Consider the following 17,847-nt stretch of genomic DNA (forward strand, 5'->3'; position numbering starts at 1 on the left):
AAGTTATACTTATTTTGTGGGTAGACCTCGGATTCGAGGGATATTATGGTGGAGGTGGTGATGATAGATCTGGGAATTATCGAGAATGACCGTATGACCGTTTCGGTGCTTCGCTACATGCTGAGGCGCTGTGGAGACTTCCGGGTGTTATGGGCGGCGACCACCGCTGTCGAAGGATTACGATGTTGTTTTCAAAGTGACGGCAAACAGCCTGATGTGGTGTTGATAGACATCATGCTAGAGGGAATCAGCGGGCTTGATGTATGCCGTGAGATTCGCCGGAACAATCAAACTATCGGAGTGGTCTGTATCACGGCATATGCGGTGGGGTCTTTCGCCGATCGTGCGGTCTACAGTGGAGCGCAGGCCATAATCTCAAAAGACAGAACTATTGTGGAGATTGCAGATACGATACGCGCGGTCGCGCATGGAAAGGCTTCCTGTCCCTTTCGTTCCGCTATCGAAGCTCATGATCTTCTTGTTGCCGAGCGGGCCGATGCGGATGATGCAGGCATGGAAATGACGGCGTTGTCATCCATGGAACTGGCTGTGATGCGCGCGTATCATGAGGGTTTTTCGACGCGCGAAATAGCGCGGCAGCATCATATCGTTCCTTCAACCGTTCTGGTCCATGCGCATCACGTCATGGCCAAATTGGGCGTCCATACCCGCGTGGAGGCCGTACGGATCTGCCTCCGCGATCATCTGATATGAGAGGTGGGAACATGAGCGGGCCGCATTCGCATCCGGCGGTAGCGTCGTCGGGCGCCAAACTGGCCGTGTCGGTTGCCGGCTGGAGCGTGATCATGATCGACGCATGCGTGACAGTGATCGCTTCTTCCACGCCATATGGCCTTCAACTGCTGTCCATGCTGGTGCTTGTCGTCATGGCGATGAGCTCCGTGGTGGAATCGCTGATGGCCGCGGCGGTGGCCGCCACCGCCCATTGCTTGATGATCGCGTTGTACGGCGGCGGATTGTCCCTCAGCATGCTGCCGTCGTTCGGTCCGGTGGTCGCGGCGTACGGCCTCGCATGGATGGCGGGCGCGCTGTGTCGGGCGATGGTCGGCAACGCGATGCTGCGACGTGCGCTGCGCGAGCGTGCCGTACGGCAGTCCACCGTCGTCCAACTTCATGATCAGGTGTGCAATGCCATGTCCTGCGCGATGATGCTGCTTGACCGGAACGAGATCGCTGAGAGCCGCCGCGTCTTGGACGAGACTCTGGGAACGGTCCGGCGCATCATGCAGTGCCTTGATGAGGACACCGACGGCACGGTGCTGGATGCCCCTCCGTCGCCGGCCGCATGGAACCCATGGACGGTCACGGAAACGCGGCTGCGCGGCATGGTCGCCGAACGGGAGCGGCTGCTGGCCTCTCTGGGGTTCCGAGGCGTCGTCCTGTTCCCCGAGCATTGTCTGGACCGGGCCTCGCGGCAGGTGCGCGCCACGGTGTACGCGCTGCTCGTCGAGCTGTTCGGCAACATCGCCAAGCATGCTGATCCGGACGGCGGCTACTATTGCTCCATCGCCGAATGCGGCGGCGACGTGATCATCGAACTGAGCGACGTCCCCCGTGCCCGGCCGACGACGGAAGGGAGCGAAGCCGGCGAGTCGGCCTTTCGGACCGGCGGCAAGCGCACGGGCCTGCCCTATTACCGAAGTGTCTGCGCCGACCTTGGAGGATCGTTGGACATCGACCAATCGCCGGAATGGTGGCACCTGCGGGCGCGCATCCCGCTTCAGGCGCATCGCCGCGGAGCCGGCCGCCAGCGCGACTGCTGCGTATAATCGGCCCCATGCTGCAATCCGAAGCCCTGGCCATCCTCAACGCCGGCGTCAGCGTGTTCCTCACCGGCGCTCCCGGCGCGGGCAAGACGTATGTGCTGAACGAGTTCATCACCACGGCGCGCAGGGCCGGGGCGAGCGTGGCCGTCACCGCGTCCACCGGCATCGCGGCCACGCACGTCAACGGGCAGACCATCCACTCGTGGAGCGGCGTGGGCGTGGCGAACGCGCTCACCGCGAACCTGCTCAAAACCATCCGCACGCGCCGGCGCCGGAAGATCGAGGCGGCGGACGTGCTGGTGATCGACGAGGTTTCCATGATGCACGCGTGGCTGTTCGACATGGTCGATCAGGTCTGCCGCGCGATCCGCCACGACCCGCGTCCGTTCGGTGGCCTGCAGGTGGTGCTCTCCGGCGACTTCTTCCAGCTGCCGCCCGTCTCCGTGTCCGGCCGCAACCGGGACGTGCTCGCGCCCAGTCCGGAATACGTGGCCGCGCGCGAACGGTACGCGAAGGCCGGGCTCAACCCGGAGGGCTTCGTCACCGAGTCGCTGGTGTGGAACGAGCTCAACCCGGTGGTCTGCTACCTCACGGAGCAGCACCGTCAGGACGACGGCCAGCTGCTCGGCGTGCTCACGGACATCCGCGACGGGGCCGTGACGCAGGCCGACCGCGACGCGCTGGTCACGCGGCTGGGCGTCATGCCCGAAGCGGGGGAGGTGGCCGTGAACCTGTTCCCGGTGAACCGGCAGGCCGATTCGCTCAACGACATGCGGCTTGCGCAAATCGGCGAGCCGGAGCACGACTTCTACGCGGAGACCGCCGGTCCGGCCAATCTGGTGGACAGACTCAAAAGGAACATGCTCGCGCCGGAGCGGCTGGTCCTGAAGGCCGGGGCGGCCGTGATGGCCCTGCGCAACGATCAGGACCACCAGTACGTCAACGGTTCGCTCGGCACCGTGCGCGGCTTCGCGGCGGAGAACAAGGGCGGCTGGCCGATCGTGGAGTTCGAAAACGGCAGCATCGTGACCATGAAACCGGCCGCATGGGAGCTCACGGACGGCGAAACCGTGCTCGCGTCCGTCAACCAGGTGCCGCTCAGATGCGCGTGGGCCATCACCATCCACAAGTCGCAGGGCATGACGCTCGACCGGGCCGTGATGGACCTGAGCCGCACGTTCGCGCCCGGCATGGGCTACGTGGCGCTCTCCCGCGTGGAATCGCTCGGCGGGCTCTATCTGGCCGGCGTCAACGAGCGCATGTTCCTCGTCTCGCCGGACGCGGTGATGCTGGACGCCGACCTGCGCGAGGCCTCCGACGCGGCCGCCGAGTGCCTTGCCGACGAGGGTGCCGAGGCGCTCGCCAAACGCGTGACGGCCGAGCGGGAAACGGGAGGGGCGGCGGACCCGGACGACGAATTCGCGCAGGACGCGCTGTTCTGACCGGTGCCGCTTATAGGGGCGCTGCCTACGCCTTGCGCATGAGCGCCGCGGCCTCGGCGTAGCTTGGGCAGACCGGCACGCCGCGCACATTGTGCAGGATCGCCAGCGACGCCGCCGCATTGGCCAGCCGCACCGCGTCCACCAGCGAGTCGCCGCACGTCAGCCGCGCGCAGATCACGCCCGTGTGGCAGGATCCGGCGGACCGCGTGTGCACGGCCTCGGTCGGGAACCCCGGCACGTACGCCACGTCCCGCTTGGAGCCGTCGGGGGCGATGTCGCGCACCCATGCGCCCTTCGCGCCGGAGCGGATCACGATCGGCGCGCCCAGCACGTCGCCGAGCCGTTTGGCCAGATCGCTCATCGCCGCGCCCGAATCGCCGCCCACCGTGATCTTCCTGGGGTCGAGCGGTGCGATGCCGAGCCGTTTGGCCAGCACGTCCGCCTGCTGGCGGTTGCACGACCAGACGGGCCGCGCGAGCACCAGCGCCTCGAGCAGCTGGTCGCTCACCTGCGGCAGCGCGCTCGTGGGATTGAGCACGATGCGGAACCGGCGCTCACCGGCCTCGTTGCCCGGCCGGGCGAGGAACCGGTACAGGCCGACCGCCGTCTGATTGGTCAGCGTGTTGCCGCTGATGTGCACCACGTCGCCCGGATCTGGCTCGATGCCGTCGAACGCGTCCTCGGAGCCGTGCGCCTCCGCGCCGTACGCGGCGATGAGCGTTTTCGCGCCGGCCGCGTCGCCCAGCATGATGCGGAAGCCTGAATCCTCGTCCAAGCGGTCCTGCCCGATGTGCGCGATGCTCGCCTCGTCGAACGCCACGTGGATCATGCTCGCGAGCGGCCCGTTGCCCAGAATGCCGCCGTGCTTGGCGACCGCGCCCATGTTCGCCACGGCCTTCATCACGCGGTATCCGGCCGCGATGGCCACGTGCGGGGCCCCGGCGACCGCGTAGCCGCCCGGCTCCGGAACTTGGTCGACCTTGAGCATGATGTCCGGGACGACCTCGCTCAGCGAGATCACCGCGCGGGGACGCGGGGCGCCGGACGCCTTGCCGGGTTGTGCTGTGCCGGGTTGCGCCTTATTCGTTTGCGTCTTGCCGGGTTGGATTGTGGTTGGCTCTGCCATGGTGACCTCCATCGTCGGTGCCGCCGGCGCCTGCCGTGGCGGCGTGCGGGGCTGCGTACCCATGCCCCCCGCGAGTTCGTGCCTCTTTGCGTCTCTCACCATCCGATGCTAATCCCGCATGCCGGAAACGCGCAAACGACGGCCGGGGGAGCGGGCGTCGACCATGGGCAACGGAACGCCGTTTTTTGAGGGCGGATCGGCTTGATGACAAGTGTTTGCCGTTGAAAACCGGTCTTTCGTTGCCGGCTGACCGGCGTTGGATGGCAACGGAAGACCGGTTTTCCCGCAGGATTGGCCGAACGGCGCCGGACGCATCGGGAAAGTCGGCGTTCCGTTGTCGGCGGGTTTTCCGATGCGGGTTTTCGACGTCCCTATGGCCGCCTCCGATGGAAGACGGTCGGAAGGCAATCCGAAAGACGGGTCCGGCCTCCCTCCCCGCCGACACGCCGCCGACGCTTGCCAGTGAAACCGGTTTCAAGTTATAGTGTTCCCACCAATCCTGACCGCAACGAGGCTTCAGTGAAAGTGAAAGAGACCGCAATGACCGCAGCACAGACTCAGTCCGCACAGAATCCGTCCGCAGCGCCGACCGCCGCCGCGACCGCCCCCGCCCAGCCCGGCATGATCGTCAATCCGATCCTGCCCGGCTTCCACCCCGACTCCAGCGCCCTCAGGGTGGGCGACGACTACTACATCGCCACGTCCACCTTCGAATGGTGGCCCGGCGTGGACATCTACCACTCGAAGGACCTCGTCAACTGGGAGTGGATCGCCGCCCCGCTCGACCGTCCGAGCATCGTGAACCTGAGGGGCAACTACAACTCCGGCTCCATCTGGGCCCCGCACCTGAGCTACGCCAAGGGCAAATTCTGGCTCGTCTTCACCGACGTGAAGAGCTGGGCGCCGTTCAAGGACACGCTCAACTACATCATCACCGCGCCGTCCATCACCGGCCCGTGGAGCGAGCCCACCTTCGTGACCGCCTCCGGCTTCGACCCGGCCCTCTACCATGACGACGACGGCCGCAGCTACTTCCTCAACATGCTGTTCGACTGGCGCTACGGCCGTCAAAAGTTCGCCGGCACGGTGATCCAGGAGTTCGACACCGATTCCATGCAACTGGTCGGCAAGCGCAAGCACTTCTACAAGGGCACGAAGCTCGGCGTGTGCGAAGGCCCGCAGATTCTGAAGCGCAACGGCTACTACTACCTGCTGTGCGCGGCCGGCGGCACCGGCTGGATGCACGCCGCCACCGTGGCCCGCTCCCGTTCGCTCGACGGCCCGTGGGAGGACTCGCCGTACTTCCCGCTCATGACCACGCGCGACAACCCGACCGCTCCGCTGCAGAAGTCCGGCCACTGCTGCTTCCTCGAGATCGGCGACGAATGGTACGTGACGCAGATCTGCGCCCGTCCGCTCACCGAGCGCGGCGACTGCGTGCTCGGCCGCGAAACCGCCATCCAGCCGATCGAATGGACCGAGGACGGCTGGCCGCGCCTGAAGAACCACACCATCACGCCGGACCTCGTGGTGCCCGCGCCCAAGGTCTCCCAAGGCGTGGTCCAGAACCTCGACCACAGCGAGACCGTGGAGTTCACGCCGGACCGTCCGCTGCCGCCGAGCTTCAAGACCCTGCGCTGCGGCCTCGACGCGGAGGAGGACTACTCCCTGACCGCCCGTCCGGGCTGGCTGCGCCTGTACGGCCGCCAGACGCTCACGAGCCTCGACAAGCAGACGCTGTTCGCCCGCCGCTGGGAGCACTTCGACTTCGACGTGGAGACCACGCTCGACTTCACGCCGGAGAACTACCAGCAGGACGCCGGCCTGATCCTGTTCTACGACACCGCCAACTGGATCTACGCCATGATGACGTTCGACGACGAGGATCTGGACCGCCGCATCCTCAGGATCGTGACGCTCGACGAGCACGAGGGCTCCTACGGCAGCGATCCGGTGGTGCTCGACGCCTCCACGCCCGTGCGGCTCAAGGTGGAGGTGCGCCACGCCGTCGCCCGCTTCTACTGGGCCTACGCGACGGACGACGCGGTCGATGCGACCGGTGCGGCCGGTGCCGGCGAGTCCGTGGATTGGCGCTCGCTCGGCGGCGACCAGCCGGCCGACCACATCAGCGACGACTACGTGGAGCAGCGCCGCGGCTACTGCGTGTTCACCGGCGCCATGGTCGGCGTCTGCGCGCAGGACATGGACGCCCACCGCTCCCACGCCGACTTCCGCGGCTTCGACTACCGCGAGGTGCGCTGAGCCGCCCCGCCGGGCCGTAAAGATCACACCCCACCAGACGCAAGGAACACCACAAGGAAACACCGCCATGCCCCGCACCACACTCTCCGAATACTCCCGCAACGGCCTCACCGCCGTCTACCGCAAGGACGACGACACCGACGTGGTCGAGCTCGTTCTCGTGCCGACAGGCCTGGCCGACGCGATCGTGCGCGACGACTGCGCCGCTGAACCGCTCGTGCAGGCCAAGATCGTCGGCGACGACTACCCGTTCGGCTTCTCGCAGGGCCGCACCATGCGCAACTCCGCCACCGTGCGGGCCATGCGCTTCACCGGGCAGAACGCCATGGAGAAGGAGAACGAGACCGTCGTCACCACCACGCTCGAGGATCCGCACGGCTATGTGTACACCCATACGCTGCGCATAGGCGAGGACTCCCGGGCCGCGGAGATCACCACGGGCTTTGCGAACCGCTCCGCGGAGCCGGTCACGCTCGAGATGCTCTCCAGCTTCACGCTCGGCTCGCTCTCGCCGCTCTCGCGCGGGCTCGCCCCGGAGACGCTGCGCATCCACCGTCTGCGCAGCACGTGGAGCGCCGAGGGGCGTCTGGTGAGCGAGCCGGCGGAGGACGAGCAGCTCGAGCCCAGTTGGCAGAAGTTCTCCGCCAACTCCGTCCGCTTCGGCTCGGTCGGCAGCTTCCCCGTGCGCGAATACGTGCCGTTCGTGGGCGTGGAGGACACCGAACACGGCGTCACCTGGGCCGCGGCCACCACGCACGCCTCGAGCTGGCAGATCGAACTGTACCGCCGCGACTACGGTCTTTCGGTCTCCGGGGGCATCGCCGACCGCGAGTTCGGCCAGTGGACGCGCGTCGTCGCGCCGGGGGAGGCCTTCGAGGCGCCCATGGCCGTGGCGACCGTGGTCGAGGGCGGTGTGGACGAGGCCAGTCAGGCGCTCGCCGGCAACGTGCGCCACCGTCTCGACCTGCCCGAATCCGAGGCGGACATGCCCGTGGTGTTCAACGAATTCTGCACCACGTGGGGCGTGCCCACCGAAAAGAGCGTGGACGAGCAGATCGAGTTCCTGCGCGGCAAGGGCGTGAAGTACTTCGTGATCGACGCCGGCTGGTTCGACAACCACGCCTTCGAGGCCGCCAGCCGCCTCGGCTCGTGGGAGGTGAGCGACCAGGCATTCCCGCACGGCTTGAAGCCCGTGGTGGAGAAGATCCATGCGGCGGGCATGAAGGCCGGCATCTGGTTCGAGTTCGAGATCGCCGGCCGCGACGACGCCGCATGCTTCAACAGGCGCGCGTGGCTGCTCTCGCGCGACGGCGTGGCCCTCACATCCGGCAACCGACGCTGGTGGGACATGCGCAACCCCGAGGTGCGCGCGTATCTCGCGGAAAAGGTCATCGACTTCCTCAACGCCAACGGCTTCGACTACATCAAGGTGGACTACAACGACACCATCGGCATCGGCTGCGAGACGCCCATCGGACCGGACGGAACCGCCGCCGAGCCGGGCAATCCGGCAAGCCTGGGCGACGGCCTGTATGAGCAGATCCAGGCCACGCAGTCGTTCTTCCGCGAGATGAAGCGCCGCGTGCCGGGGCTCATCGTGGAGATCTGCGCGTCCGGCGGCCACCGGCTCGTGCAGTCGTTCATGGAGATCGGCTCCATGGCGAGCTTCTCCGACGCGCATGAATGCGACGAGATCCCGATCATCGCGGCCAACATGCACCGCATGATCCTGCCGCGCCAAAGCCAGATCTGGGCCGTCGTCAAGCACGACCAGCCGCTCTCTAAGCTCTACTATCAGGTTGCGTCCGGCCTGCTGGGCCGCCTGTGCTTCTCCGGCGACACCGGATCGCTGCGCGACGAGCAGGCGGAGACGATCGCCAAGGCCGTGGCGTGGTACGCCAAGGCCGCGCCGGTGATCGACCACGGCGTGAGCGAATGGCGTGGGCCGAAGGTCGTGAGCTACCGGCATCCGCGCGGCTGGCAGGCCATCGTGCGCCGGGGCGAGGAGAAGGCGGAGGGCCGTGCGCTCGCGGTGCTGCACACCTTCCATGACGGCCCCGAGGCCGTGGACATTCCTGTGGGGGAGGGCTTCTCCCGCGTGGACGACGTGTGGGCCCGCCCGGGCGTGGACGTCTCGTTCGACGCGGGGGCCGGGGCTCTGCGCGTCTGCGGATTGCGCGACTTCGACGGCGTGGGGGTGCTGCTGGGCTGACGCCCGACCGCGCGTTTCGCCGTATCGCCCGAACGGCTCCCGGTGCGTGCGCCGGGAGCCGTTTTGCGTTCCGCCCCGTCGTCGTTCAGGCGTTGCGACTGATGTAATTTACATCACAAAATCGTAGTTTCCGCTGGGATGTGGTTTGACGTCAATGTTGGTAAAACCGCTGAATTATGCCGTTGCGCGGCGTGGCGCCGGTGACACGCCCTGCATGCCCATATTGCATGAAATCGGTTTCATGATATGGTGGTTGACCGATGCGTTCGGAATCATGGCAGAGACCGGACGTACGGAAAAGGACAATGCGAGGAGCAACGATGACAAGCAATGAAGCTTCGGGCAGCGCCATTGTGGGCGTGACGAACGAACAGCAGCCGAAATTCCCCTGGCGTGCGGGCGTGGGCCTGCTGCTGGGCGGCGCCGGATGGTTCTGGGGGTTCCAGGCCCTCAACGCCGTGCTGCTGCCGGCGAAGATCCAGATGATCGACCCGGTGAACAAGGTGTCCATCGTGGCCATGGTCTCCACGGTCACCATGCTCATCTCGCTGGTGGCGGGCATCGTGGGCGGCGCGCTGTCCGACCGTACGCGCAGCCGGTTCGGCGCGCGCACGCCGTGGATCGTGGGCGGCGTGGTCTTCGGTACCGTGATGCTCGTCCTGTTCATCACGTTCAGCAACCTCGTCGCCGTGCTCATCGTCTGGTGGCTCTACAGCGCCACCTACAACGCCATGCTCGCCGCGGGCTGCGCGTGGCAGCCCGATCAGGTAGCCCCGCGCTGGCGCGGCACCGCGTCGTCCATGTACGGCATGGGCCATCAGGCCGCCCTGTTGGGCGCGCAGGTGATCGCCGCCCAGTTCGTCACGAACATCACCATGGGCGTGCTCATCTCGCTCGTCATCTTCGACGTGCTTTCCCTCGCCGCCGTGATCGTCAATCAGGAGAAGTCCAACAAGGACGTGCCCCGCCATCAGGTGGCCGGCAGCCTGTTCGAGGGATTCAAGGACTTCCTGCCCCCGGCCCACGCCGGCCGCGACTACTGGCTGGCCGCGCTGGCCCGCTTCCTGTGGATGATGCCCGGCGGCATCGGCACCTACCGCCTCTACACGCTCACCGACTACATGGGCCAGCCCGCCAAGGAGGCCGGCCAGTGGATGAGCCTCATGTCCACGATCGGCCTCATCGCCGCCGTGTCGTTCTGCGCGATCGCCGGCCCGATCTCCGACAGGGTCCACAGCGTCAAGATCCCGCTGGCCGTGGCCATCTTCACCGTCGGCCTGCCGTGCTGGCTCCCGTTCTTCGTGCCCACCCCGGTCGCCTACACGGTGTACGTGGGCGTGTCCTCGATCGGCAGCGGCATCTTCAGCGCCCTGGACCAGACGATCATGACCTCCGTGCTGCCCGATCCCAAGACGCAGGCCAAGGACCTCGCGTTCCTCAACTCCTGCGGCGTGCTGGGCAACCTCGGCGCCCCGCTGTTGGCCGGCGCCGTGGTGAGCGCGTTCGGCTACGCGGGCCTGTTCCCCATGGGCTTCGCCATCCTGACGCTCGCGTCCGTGTGCGTCTTCTGCATCAAGTCGATCAAGTAAGGGCCTTCATCCCGCTTTCCCGCGGCTTGAATATGCGTGGGCGGTTTCCCGTCCGCGCAATGGGGCTGGCAGAATGGGGCCGGCAGGTGGTCGGTCCCGGCGGCCCCATTGCGTTCCGGCGGGCCCGAGCGGGTTCAATGGATCCCGTGGATTTGCAGGCGGCCTGATCTTGGACGGTCGGGCGGTGCGGGAAGGCATGGAGGTGCTTTTGCCGGCCGGTGACATCGTGGGCACAATGTGCCCACGGCGTGCCCACAATGTCACCAGCCGCGCAAAACCGCACCGCGTTCCTGCCGAAACATCCCCGCCAAAGCCTCCGCCGCGGCCGGGCGGTCGGTTGGGCCGCCCGCCCACCGTCGGCAATGGTGAAAGCATTTTCATCTGAATGAACACGCCGAGCTGCATGCTTTGACAGAGTCGGCCCACCTATGGTGTAATAGACGTTGAAATCGGTTTCACAACGAAGCCGAGACCGTACAGAACCATCTCCCAACGAAGGGAAGAACATCATGGCATTCTCCATTCCCGAGGCGCTGCCCGAGCAGGACCGTCAATGGGCCGAGTCCCTGCTGCCCAAGCTCGAGGCCAAGTTCGCCGCCGAGCGCGACCGCGTCGGCTCCCACATCCCGTACATCGCCGAGGACGGCGTCTACAAGGACCTCAAGGACGTGAGCGACCCCGCATGGTGGACCAACGGCTTCTGGCCCGGCATCCTGTGGCAGATGTTCAACGCCACCGGTGACCAGGCGTACGTCAAGCCCGCCCGCGAGGTCGAGAAGACCCTCATGGACGTGATCGACACCGAGTTCATGGGCCTGCACCACGACGTCGGCTTCATGTGGCTGCTGTCCGCCGTGGCCGACTACCGCCTCACCGGCGACGAGAAGGCCAAGAACCGCGGCCTCGCCGCCGCGACACTGCTCGCCGGCCGCTTCAACCCGGAGGGGAAGTTCATCCGCGCGTGGAACCTGCCCGAATCGGAGGGCTGGGCCATCATCGACTCCATGCTCAACATCCAGATCCTGTTCTGGGCGAGAGACGTCACCGGCGACCCGCGCTTCGCGGACATCGCCCGCATGCACGCGGACACGCTGAGCCACACGGCCGTGCGTCCGGACGGCTCCTGCAACCACATCGTGGACCTCGACCTCGCCACCGGCGAGCTGCTGCACAACCCCGGCGGGCAGGGCTACGAGTCCGGCTCCTCATGGACCCGCGGCCAGTCGTGGGCCGTCTACGGCTACGCGCTCGCCGCGCACCACAGCGGCAAGAAGGAATACCTCGACGTGGCCAAGAAGGTCGCTCACTACTTCGTGGCCAACGTGGCGCTGGAGAACGACCTGTCGCTCGTGGACTTCCGCGCCCCCGCCGAGTCGAAGTACTGGGACGCCCTCGCCGATGTGATCACCGCGTGCGGCCTGCTCGAGATCGCCGAGCAGGTGCCCGAGTTCGAGCGCCCGCTGTACCTCAGGTGGGCCGTGCGCCTGCTCAGGGCCGTGGAGGCGCACTGGTGCGACTGGGATCCCGCGCGCGACGGTCTGGTGCAGATGTGCACCGGCTGCTACGAGAAGTCCGAGGACCGCGAGGTGCCCATGATGTACGCCGACTACTACTTCGTCGAAGCCGCCCTGCGCCTCATCGGCAAGGGGGCGCGCCTGTGGTGACCTCCATGACCCGTTTCGATCCGCGCGACTTCGGCGCCCGCGCCGACGGCAGGACCAAGGACACCGCCGCCGTTCAGGCCGCCATCGACGCCTGTTCGGCGGCCGGCGGCGGCACGGTGCCGCTCACCGGCGGCACGTTCCTCACCGGCACGATCCGCCTCAAATCCGGCGTGGAGCTGCACGTCGACGGCTCGGCCACGCTGCTCGCCAGCCCGGACATCGCCGACTACGCCGAAAACGTGCACCACAACCGCTACCGCAACGAGCCCGAGCTCGACCGGTGCCTCATCTACGCCGAGGACGCGCGCGACGTGGCCCTGACCGGGCGCGGGCGCATCGTCGGGGCCGCCGAGTCGTTCCCCAACGAGGGCTCGATCTACCGGCCCATGATGATCCGCATGCTGCGCTGCACCAACGTGCACGTGACCGACCTGCGCCTGCTTGACGCGGCCGCGTGGACCACCGCGTTCCTCGACAGCGAGTACATCTGGGTCCGCGGCGTGTGCATCATCAACGACAAGCGCTACAACGGCGACGGCCTCGACTTCGACGGATGCGCGCACGTGTTCGTCTCCGACTGCTACGTGCGCGGCACCGACGACAACCTTTGCCTGCAGGCCAGCAGCCGCGACTGGCCGGTGCACGACGTGCACATCACGAACTGCGAGTTCACCGGCGTGTGCGCGGGCCTGCGCTTCGGACTCAAGTCCATCGGCGACATTTACAACGTCACCGTCTCGAACTGCACGCTCAACCGCGTGTGGCGCGAGGGCATCAAGCTCGAATCCACCGAGGGCGGCTCGATCACGGACATCGCGTTCAGCAACATCGTGATGCGCGACGTGACGCGGCCCGTGTTCGCCATCCTCAACAACCGCTTCGAACCGGACGACCTCGGCTCCTCGGTGGAGCTCGACCACATGCCCGAGATCGGCGCTTTGGCGCGCATTTCCATCAGCGGGCTCATCGCCACGGACGACGACGAAATGGCCAACGTGCACCGACGCTTCACCGACGACGTGATGGGCGAGCCGCGCTTCAACGGCATCCGCTTCGACGCGGCGGACGGCCACCCCATCGAGGATGTGACTTTGCGCGACGTGCGCTACACGTTCATCGGCGGCGTGAAGCTGGCGGACATCCCGCCGCTCGAGGACTACCCGCGTCTGGTGGACAAGCTCGCCGAGCCGGACGTGAAGTCCAGCGAGAACTACTGGCCGGACTGGTCGCGCGCCGCCTTCATGGACCTGCGCAACGTGCACCGGCTCGACATGACCGGCGTGCGGCTGCGGGCGCTGCGCCCCGACGAGCGGCCCGCCGTGCTGCTCGACGGCTGCGAGACCGTGGACGAGCCGGAATACCGCGTGCTGGGTTAGCGTTGCGCCCCCCTCCCGCGGGGTTTCCTTGCGGGCGCGGCGGATGGCCGCCCGTGGTTATGGCCGTCGGAATGCCTTGCGAAGGCGTCCCGACGGCCATTTGCCGTTGTGCCGGGTGAACGCCCGTCCTTTGACGTGCCACTCGGCCTTCCCGGGGCGGATTTTGCATGCCGCGGACATCCACTCGGCCTTCCGAGGGCACCTCATGCGCTGCGCCCGTCGCGATACGGGCGGCGGAAGGGGCGAAAAACCGCGGAATTCCAGGCTGGGGTTCCGGATGCGCGGAAATTCATGCTTGATCAAGTGCCCTCGGAAGGGCAAGTAGATGTTCGCAAAGGCCGAAATCCGCCCTCGGAAGCACCAATGGCGACGCATGCATTCCGGTATTAGCGGTCACTTTGCGTCAGTCGCGAATGATCGCCCGGCGTTGTGTCCCGTGTCATGGCGCCACCGGGCGAGCAACGCGTAGTTGGCGAAGAGATCCGCAAACGTGGGCCCCGCATCGATGCCCGTCAGCACATGAATGCCCCGATTGGTTGAAGCACCCGGAATGCATGCCGCCGCTTCGGCGGCTATGGGATTGGCTGATGCATAGTCCGTGAACGTCACATCCGTCCAGGAGCACCCCGCGGGAGCCGGATCCCATGGCGTGAGCAGCGCGCTGAGCGTCACCAGAGGCTGGTCTCCCAGGCAGTACACGCCTGAAGCGTGCAATCCCGCGGTTTCCCCGCGGTCGCGCATGCCGTTGAGCTGTCTCCAGAGCCAAGCGCCGGCGTCGTCCAGACGACATAGCCGCTCCCACAGCTCGGCCAGCGAAATGCAGCATCGACGGTAGACGTTGCGGGGCACCTGCCAGAAGTCGAAGCCGGTGCCCGCCACGATACGCGCGGCGACCGGGTCGATGCGCTCGTTATACTCCGGCGCGACGATGCGCATGGCGGGGTCGCAGCATTGCGGGTACTCCCGTCCGCCGATCCAAACCACGCGCATGCGCCGGGCGATGCCCGGATCGATGAGCCATGCCGTGGCGAGATCCGTGAGTCCGCCGCCGGCGGCGTAAATGAGTGGCGTATCGGTATCGTTGCGTGTCGCTTCCTCGATGATCGTCCGCACGGCTTTGCTCGGATGCGATGCGGGCATATCGGCGGTCAAGGGGCATTCCGCGCCGGGAACGAGCAGCGGGGCGTAGTCGTCGGCGAGTCCCGTGACGTCGAGCAGAGTGCGTACGCGGTCCATGCCGTGCAGCGCGGATTTGCCGGAATGGTCGTGCTGATTGACAGCGGGCAGATGGGAGCAGACGATTGCGCGGATGTCCGCTGCGGGAGTGAGCAGATGATGGATCAGCGCGAACAGGTCGTCGGGGTCGCCGGCGAAGTCGTTGTCGATGATGACGCGCGGCACCGGCTGCCCGGGAGTGATGAGATGGTCGGGCAGCCACGGGTGGCGGATGCGATCCGGATTGGGGTTGACTGTGCTCATGGGCGGAACCTTTCTTGCGAGGGGATTCGGCCGGTGGGGTGAACGCGTGCCACACTGCCGTTGAAAACGCTTTCATGGACAATGATAGGCCCCTTGGCCGCAATGGCCCGCACGCTGACCGTGGGGGATGGACGTGCCGCAATGCGGATGAAAGGATGCGCGCCATGCGGGTGAGGGGATCCGCTCCGTGCGCCGGGAGGTGGTCGTCGCTTCCGTCATGACCAACCAAAGCGACACGCCGTGATGTTCGTTTCCCAAGGCAAACAATGTCAACAATTGCAACGGTTTCGCGACTTGATGAAATTAGTTACAACGCTGATTTGACACCGATTTCATGAGGGTGTTATAGTTCAATCAGTTTCAGCGATGAAACTAGTTACAAGAAAACCAAGGAGGGTTTTATGAAAGCTTCGAATCGTTGGATGAAGACCGCGATCACCGCCGTCGCCGCCATGGGCATGGTCATCCCGATGGCCGCGTGCGGCTCCGACACCGCCGGCGGCTCCGCGTCCACCAGTTCGGACGGCCCGGTCACCATCGAGTGGTGGGGCGCCACCCAGGGCCTGCAGGAGCAGGCCGACGCCTTCAACAAGTCCCAGAACAAGATCAAGGTCGAGTTCAAGAAGCAGGCCAGCAAGGCCAAGACCGAGGAAGGCGTGGTCAACGCCGTCAAGGCCGGCAACGCGCCGGACCTCTTCGAGTCGGACATGGACTCCTCCCTGTCCCTGCTCGTGGACGGCACCATCCAGGACATCGCCCAGTACAACCCGGACCTGTCCAAGCTCAACCAGAACGTGGTCGACTCCTTCAAGATCGGCGACCAGCTGGCCGTCATCCCGACCCAGTCCAGCCCGCAGTTCATCATCGCCAACCAGAAGACCTTCGACGACAACGGCGTCAAGGTGCCCACCACGTGGGACGAGCTCATCCAGGCCGGCAAGGACCTCAAGGCCAAGAACCCGGACATCAAGATCATGAACTTCCCGGGCGAGGATCCGTCCACGCTGGTGCTGCTGGCCCAGCAGTTCGGCGCCCAGTGGTACTCCGTCGACGGCGACACCTGGGTGGTGGACATCAACGGACCGGAGACCAAGAAGGCCGTGAACTACCTGCAGCAGATCGTCGACAACGACATGTTCAGCCAGAAGACCTACATCGAGTGGGACGCCCTGATGCAGTTCTTCCAGTCCGGTGATCTGGCCCTGATCGGCACCTCCACCTGGCAGCTGTCCGCCTACCAGTCCAACTTCCAGAAGTCCCTCGGCGATTGGAAGGCCTACGCGTGGCCCAAGGAGTCCGCTTCCTCCGACGTGGTCTCCCCGCTGAACGCCTCCGGCAACGCCATCCCGACCGGCGCCAAGCACCCGAAGGAGGCCGCCGAGCTCGCGACCTGGCTCGCCACCAACGACGAGGCCCTGAAGATCGCCGCCAACGCCCAGACCGGCTCCGGCGCGTTCCCGGCCCTCAAGGACGTCGGCGACTACCCGACCGCCTCCCTGCCCGACAAGCTCCTCGCCGACAACACCGAGGCCGCCAAGGTCGTCCAGCAGGCCGCCGACACCGTCGCCCCGTACAAGACCGGCGCCAACTGGAGCCAGATGTTCAAGCAGCTGCAGGACCAGTGGGCCAAGTTCCTCAACAAGCAGGTCACCGGCGAGCAGATGCTCGACACCGTCCAGCAGTGGACCGTCAACGACCTGACGCAGAAGGGCATCAACGTCAAGTCCGCCAACTGATCCCCATGAGCCGAAAGGCATAGCCGGTTCCGCCGCCCGAAGCCTCCCGATGAGGGGAGGCCGGACGGCGGCGGAACCCCGACCTTCACATTCTTTCCTTCCTCCTCTCCTTTTCCGGGGCCGCGTCGCGCACCACGCGGGGCGCGGCCTCTTCTCTGCCTGAATACCCGAATTGCTCCGCAAACCATCCATTCGCTAGTGATTGGAGTGAATCGTGAGTGCTGTCACCGATTCCGCATCATCGGCCGTCCGCGGCGGCGAGGTCCGCACCAACGAGACGCCGAAATGGAAGAAGCTCATCGGCCTGAAGGGATTCGCCTTCAGCCTGCCGTTCTTCCTGCTGTTCCTGTTCTCATTCATCATCCCGTTCTTCTACGCGCTGTGGGAGAGCCTCTACCAGAAGAAGTCCAGCGGCCTGGGCATCGGCGGCGCCAAGCGCACCTTCGCCGGCCTCGGCCAGTACGTGCGCGTCTTCCACGACCCGTCCTTCTGGCAGGGCATGCTGCGCGTGGCCATCTTCACCTGCGTGGTCATGCCGCTGATCATGGTCTTCGCCCTCGTGGAGGCCTTGCTGCTCGACTCCGCCCGCAAGAAGGCCAAGCGCATCTACCGCTTCCTGCTCCTCGTGCCGTACATGGTCCCGTCCATCGTGGCCACCCTGATCTGGGTGTACATGTACTCGCCGGACATCGGCCCCCTGAAGAAGTTCTTCGAGATCTTCGGCCTTGAGGTCAACTTCTTCAGCCCGCAGATGGTGTGGGTGTCCATGGCCAACCTGCTGCTGTGGATCAACATCGGCTTCAACATGCTGATCCTCTACGGCTCCCTCACGGCCATCGACCCGTCCCTGTACGAGAGCGCCAAGGTGGACGGCGCCGGCGAGTTCCGCATCGCCTGGTCCATCAAGATCCCGATGATCCGCGGCACGCTGGTGCTGACCTGCCTGCTGTCGATGATCGGCATGCTCCAGCTCTTCGACCAGCCGCTGCTCTTCCGCTCGGCTTCCCCCGAGACCGTGACGGCCAACTTCACGCCGATCATGGCCATCTACAACTACACGTTCACCGCGGGCGGCGACTACAACTACGCGGCCGCGCTTTCGGTGGTCCTCGCCATCGTGATCGGCATCATTTCCGCCATCGTCTACGGCGTTTCCAACAGGAAGGACAAGTGA

General features: G+C 65.9%; 12 protein-coding genes. 10 read left to right on the forward strand and 2 right to left on the reverse strand.

The genetic code is table 11. The features are described from left to right. The first annotated feature begins 45 nt into the window (after nucleotides 1–45). From DSM100685_RS06650 to DSM100685_RS06660, 3 genes are read left to right on the forward strand one after another with little or no spacing between them, the layout of a single operon-like run. Nucleotides 46–714: a response regulator transcription factor gene (locus DSM100685_RS06650; protein WP_152350572.1), complete on the forward strand. Its 669-nt coding sequence runs from the start codon at nucleotides 46–48 to the stop codon at nucleotides 712–714. Between the two features lie 11 nt (nucleotides 715–725). After that, nucleotides 726–1,790, forward strand: coding sequence for a sensor histidine kinase (locus tag DSM100685_RS06655; protein WP_152350573.1), 1,065 nt, complete (start codon nucleotides 726–728; stop codon nucleotides 1,788–1,790). 8 nt (nucleotides 1,791–1,798) lie between these two features. Then, nucleotides 1,799–3,229 carry a DEAD/DEAH box helicase gene (locus DSM100685_RS06660; protein ID WP_152350574.1) on the forward strand — a complete coding sequence of 477 codons (1,431 nt, stop codon included), beginning with the start codon at nucleotides 1,799–1,801 and terminating at the stop codon, nucleotides 3,227–3,229. Nucleotides 3,230–3,254: 25 nt separating this feature from the next. Here DSM100685_RS06660 and DSM100685_RS06665 read toward each other — a convergent pair whose 3' ends face one another. Beyond that, nucleotides 3,255–4,355, reverse strand: coding sequence for a PfkB family carbohydrate kinase (locus DSM100685_RS06665; protein WP_152350575.1), 1,101 nt, complete (start codon nucleotides 4,353–4,355; stop codon nucleotides 3,255–3,257). A 540-nt stretch (nucleotides 4,356–4,895) separates the two neighbouring features. On the opposite strand from DSM100685_RS06665, the gene DSM100685_RS06670 reads away from it, so the two are divergent. From DSM100685_RS06670 to DSM100685_RS06690, 5 genes are all read left to right on the forward strand, one after another. Beyond that, on the forward strand, nucleotides 4,896–6,617 hold the full coding sequence (locus tag DSM100685_RS06670) for a glycoside hydrolase family 43 protein (RefSeq protein ID WP_204314313.1): 1,722 nt from the start codon (nucleotides 4,896–4,898) through the stop codon (nucleotides 6,615–6,617). Between the two features lie 67 nt (nucleotides 6,618–6,684). Beyond that, nucleotides 6,685–8,829, forward strand: coding sequence for a glycoside hydrolase family 36 protein (locus tag DSM100685_RS06675; protein ID WP_152350576.1), 2,145 nt, complete (start codon nucleotides 6,685–6,687; stop codon nucleotides 8,827–8,829). A 320-nt stretch (nucleotides 8,830–9,149) separates the two neighbouring features. Beyond that, nucleotides 9,150–10,418: an MFS transporter gene (locus DSM100685_RS06680; RefSeq protein ID WP_163201003.1), complete on the forward strand. Its 1,269-nt coding sequence runs from the start codon at nucleotides 9,150–9,152 to the stop codon at nucleotides 10,416–10,418. A gap of 509 nt (nucleotides 10,419–10,927) precedes the next feature. Continuing rightward, nucleotides 10,928–12,082, forward strand: coding sequence for a glycoside hydrolase family 88 protein (locus DSM100685_RS06685; RefSeq protein WP_152350578.1), 1,155 nt, complete (start codon nucleotides 10,928–10,930; stop codon nucleotides 12,080–12,082). Between the two features lie 5 nt (nucleotides 12,083–12,087). After that, complete coding sequence (locus tag DSM100685_RS06690) at nucleotides 12,088–13,458, forward strand: glycoside hydrolase family 28 protein (protein WP_152350579.1); 1,371 nt, start codon at nucleotides 12,088–12,090, stop codon at nucleotides 13,456–13,458. Between the two features lie 393 nt (nucleotides 13,459–13,851). Here the strand turns inward: DSM100685_RS06690 and DSM100685_RS06695 are convergent, their stop codons facing one another. Continuing rightward, a complete protein-coding gene (locus tag DSM100685_RS06695) occupies nucleotides 13,852–14,937 on the reverse strand; it encodes a nucleoside hydrolase (protein ID WP_152350580.1) in 1,086 nt (361 codons plus the stop codon). 401 nt (nucleotides 14,938–15,338) lie between these two features. On the opposite strand from DSM100685_RS06695, the gene DSM100685_RS06700 reads away from it, so the two are divergent. Together DSM100685_RS06700 and DSM100685_RS06705 are read left to right on the forward strand one after the other, a co-directional pair. Beyond that, nucleotides 15,339–16,673, forward strand: coding sequence for an ABC transporter substrate-binding protein (locus DSM100685_RS06700; protein WP_152350581.1), 1,335 nt, complete (start codon nucleotides 15,339–15,341; stop codon nucleotides 16,671–16,673). A gap of 214 nt (nucleotides 16,674–16,887) precedes the next feature. Next, the gene (locus DSM100685_RS06705; protein ID WP_204314314.1) at nucleotides 16,888–17,847 is read left to right on the forward strand and encodes a carbohydrate ABC transporter permease; all 960 of its coding nucleotides are present in this window, start codon (nucleotides 16,888–16,890) and stop codon (nucleotides 17,845–17,847) included.

This window comes from Bifidobacterium avesanii (assembly GCF_009299475.1).
Taxonomy (GTDB): domain Bacteria; phylum Actinomycetota; class Actinomycetes; order Actinomycetales; family Bifidobacteriaceae; genus Bifidobacterium; species Bifidobacterium avesanii.

What these genes read in the sequence shown, in the direction of transcription:
- DSM100685_RS06650 (WP_152350572.1), top strand. Translation starts at nt 46, where the DNA reads ATGGTGGAGGTGGTGATGATAGATCTGGGAATTATCGAGAATGACCGT.
- DSM100685_RS06655 (WP_152350573.1), top strand. Translation starts at nt 726, where the DNA reads ATGAGCGGGCCGCATTCGCATCCGGCGGTAGCGTCGTCGGGCGCCAAA.
- DSM100685_RS06660 (WP_152350574.1), top strand. Translation starts at nt 1,799, where the DNA reads ATGCTGCAATCCGAAGCCCTGGCCATCCTCAACGCCGGCGTCAGCGTG.
- DSM100685_RS06665 (WP_152350575.1), bottom strand. Translation starts at nt 4,355, where the DNA reads ATGGCAGAGCCAACCACAATCCAACCCGGCAAGACGCAAACGAATAAG.
- DSM100685_RS06670 (WP_204314313.1), top strand. Translation starts at nt 4,896, where the DNA reads ATGACCGCAGCACAGACTCAGTCCGCACAGAATCCGTCCGCAGCGCCG.
- DSM100685_RS06675 (WP_152350576.1), top strand. Translation starts at nt 6,685, where the DNA reads ATGCCCCGCACCACACTCTCCGAATACTCCCGCAACGGCCTCACCGCC.
- DSM100685_RS06680 (WP_163201003.1), top strand. Translation starts at nt 9,150, where the DNA reads ATGACAAGCAATGAAGCTTCGGGCAGCGCCATTGTGGGCGTGACGAAC.
- DSM100685_RS06685 (WP_152350578.1), top strand. Translation starts at nt 10,928, where the DNA reads ATGGCATTCTCCATTCCCGAGGCGCTGCCCGAGCAGGACCGTCAATGG.
- DSM100685_RS06690 (WP_152350579.1), top strand. Translation starts at nt 12,088, where the DNA reads ATGACCCGTTTCGATCCGCGCGACTTCGGCGCCCGCGCCGACGGCAGG.
- DSM100685_RS06695 (WP_152350580.1), bottom strand. Translation starts at nt 14,937, where the DNA reads ATGAGCACAGTCAACCCCAATCCGGATCGCATCCGCCACCCGTGGCTG.
- DSM100685_RS06700 (WP_152350581.1), top strand. Translation starts at nt 15,339, where the DNA reads ATGAAAGCTTCGAATCGTTGGATGAAGACCGCGATCACCGCCGTCGCC.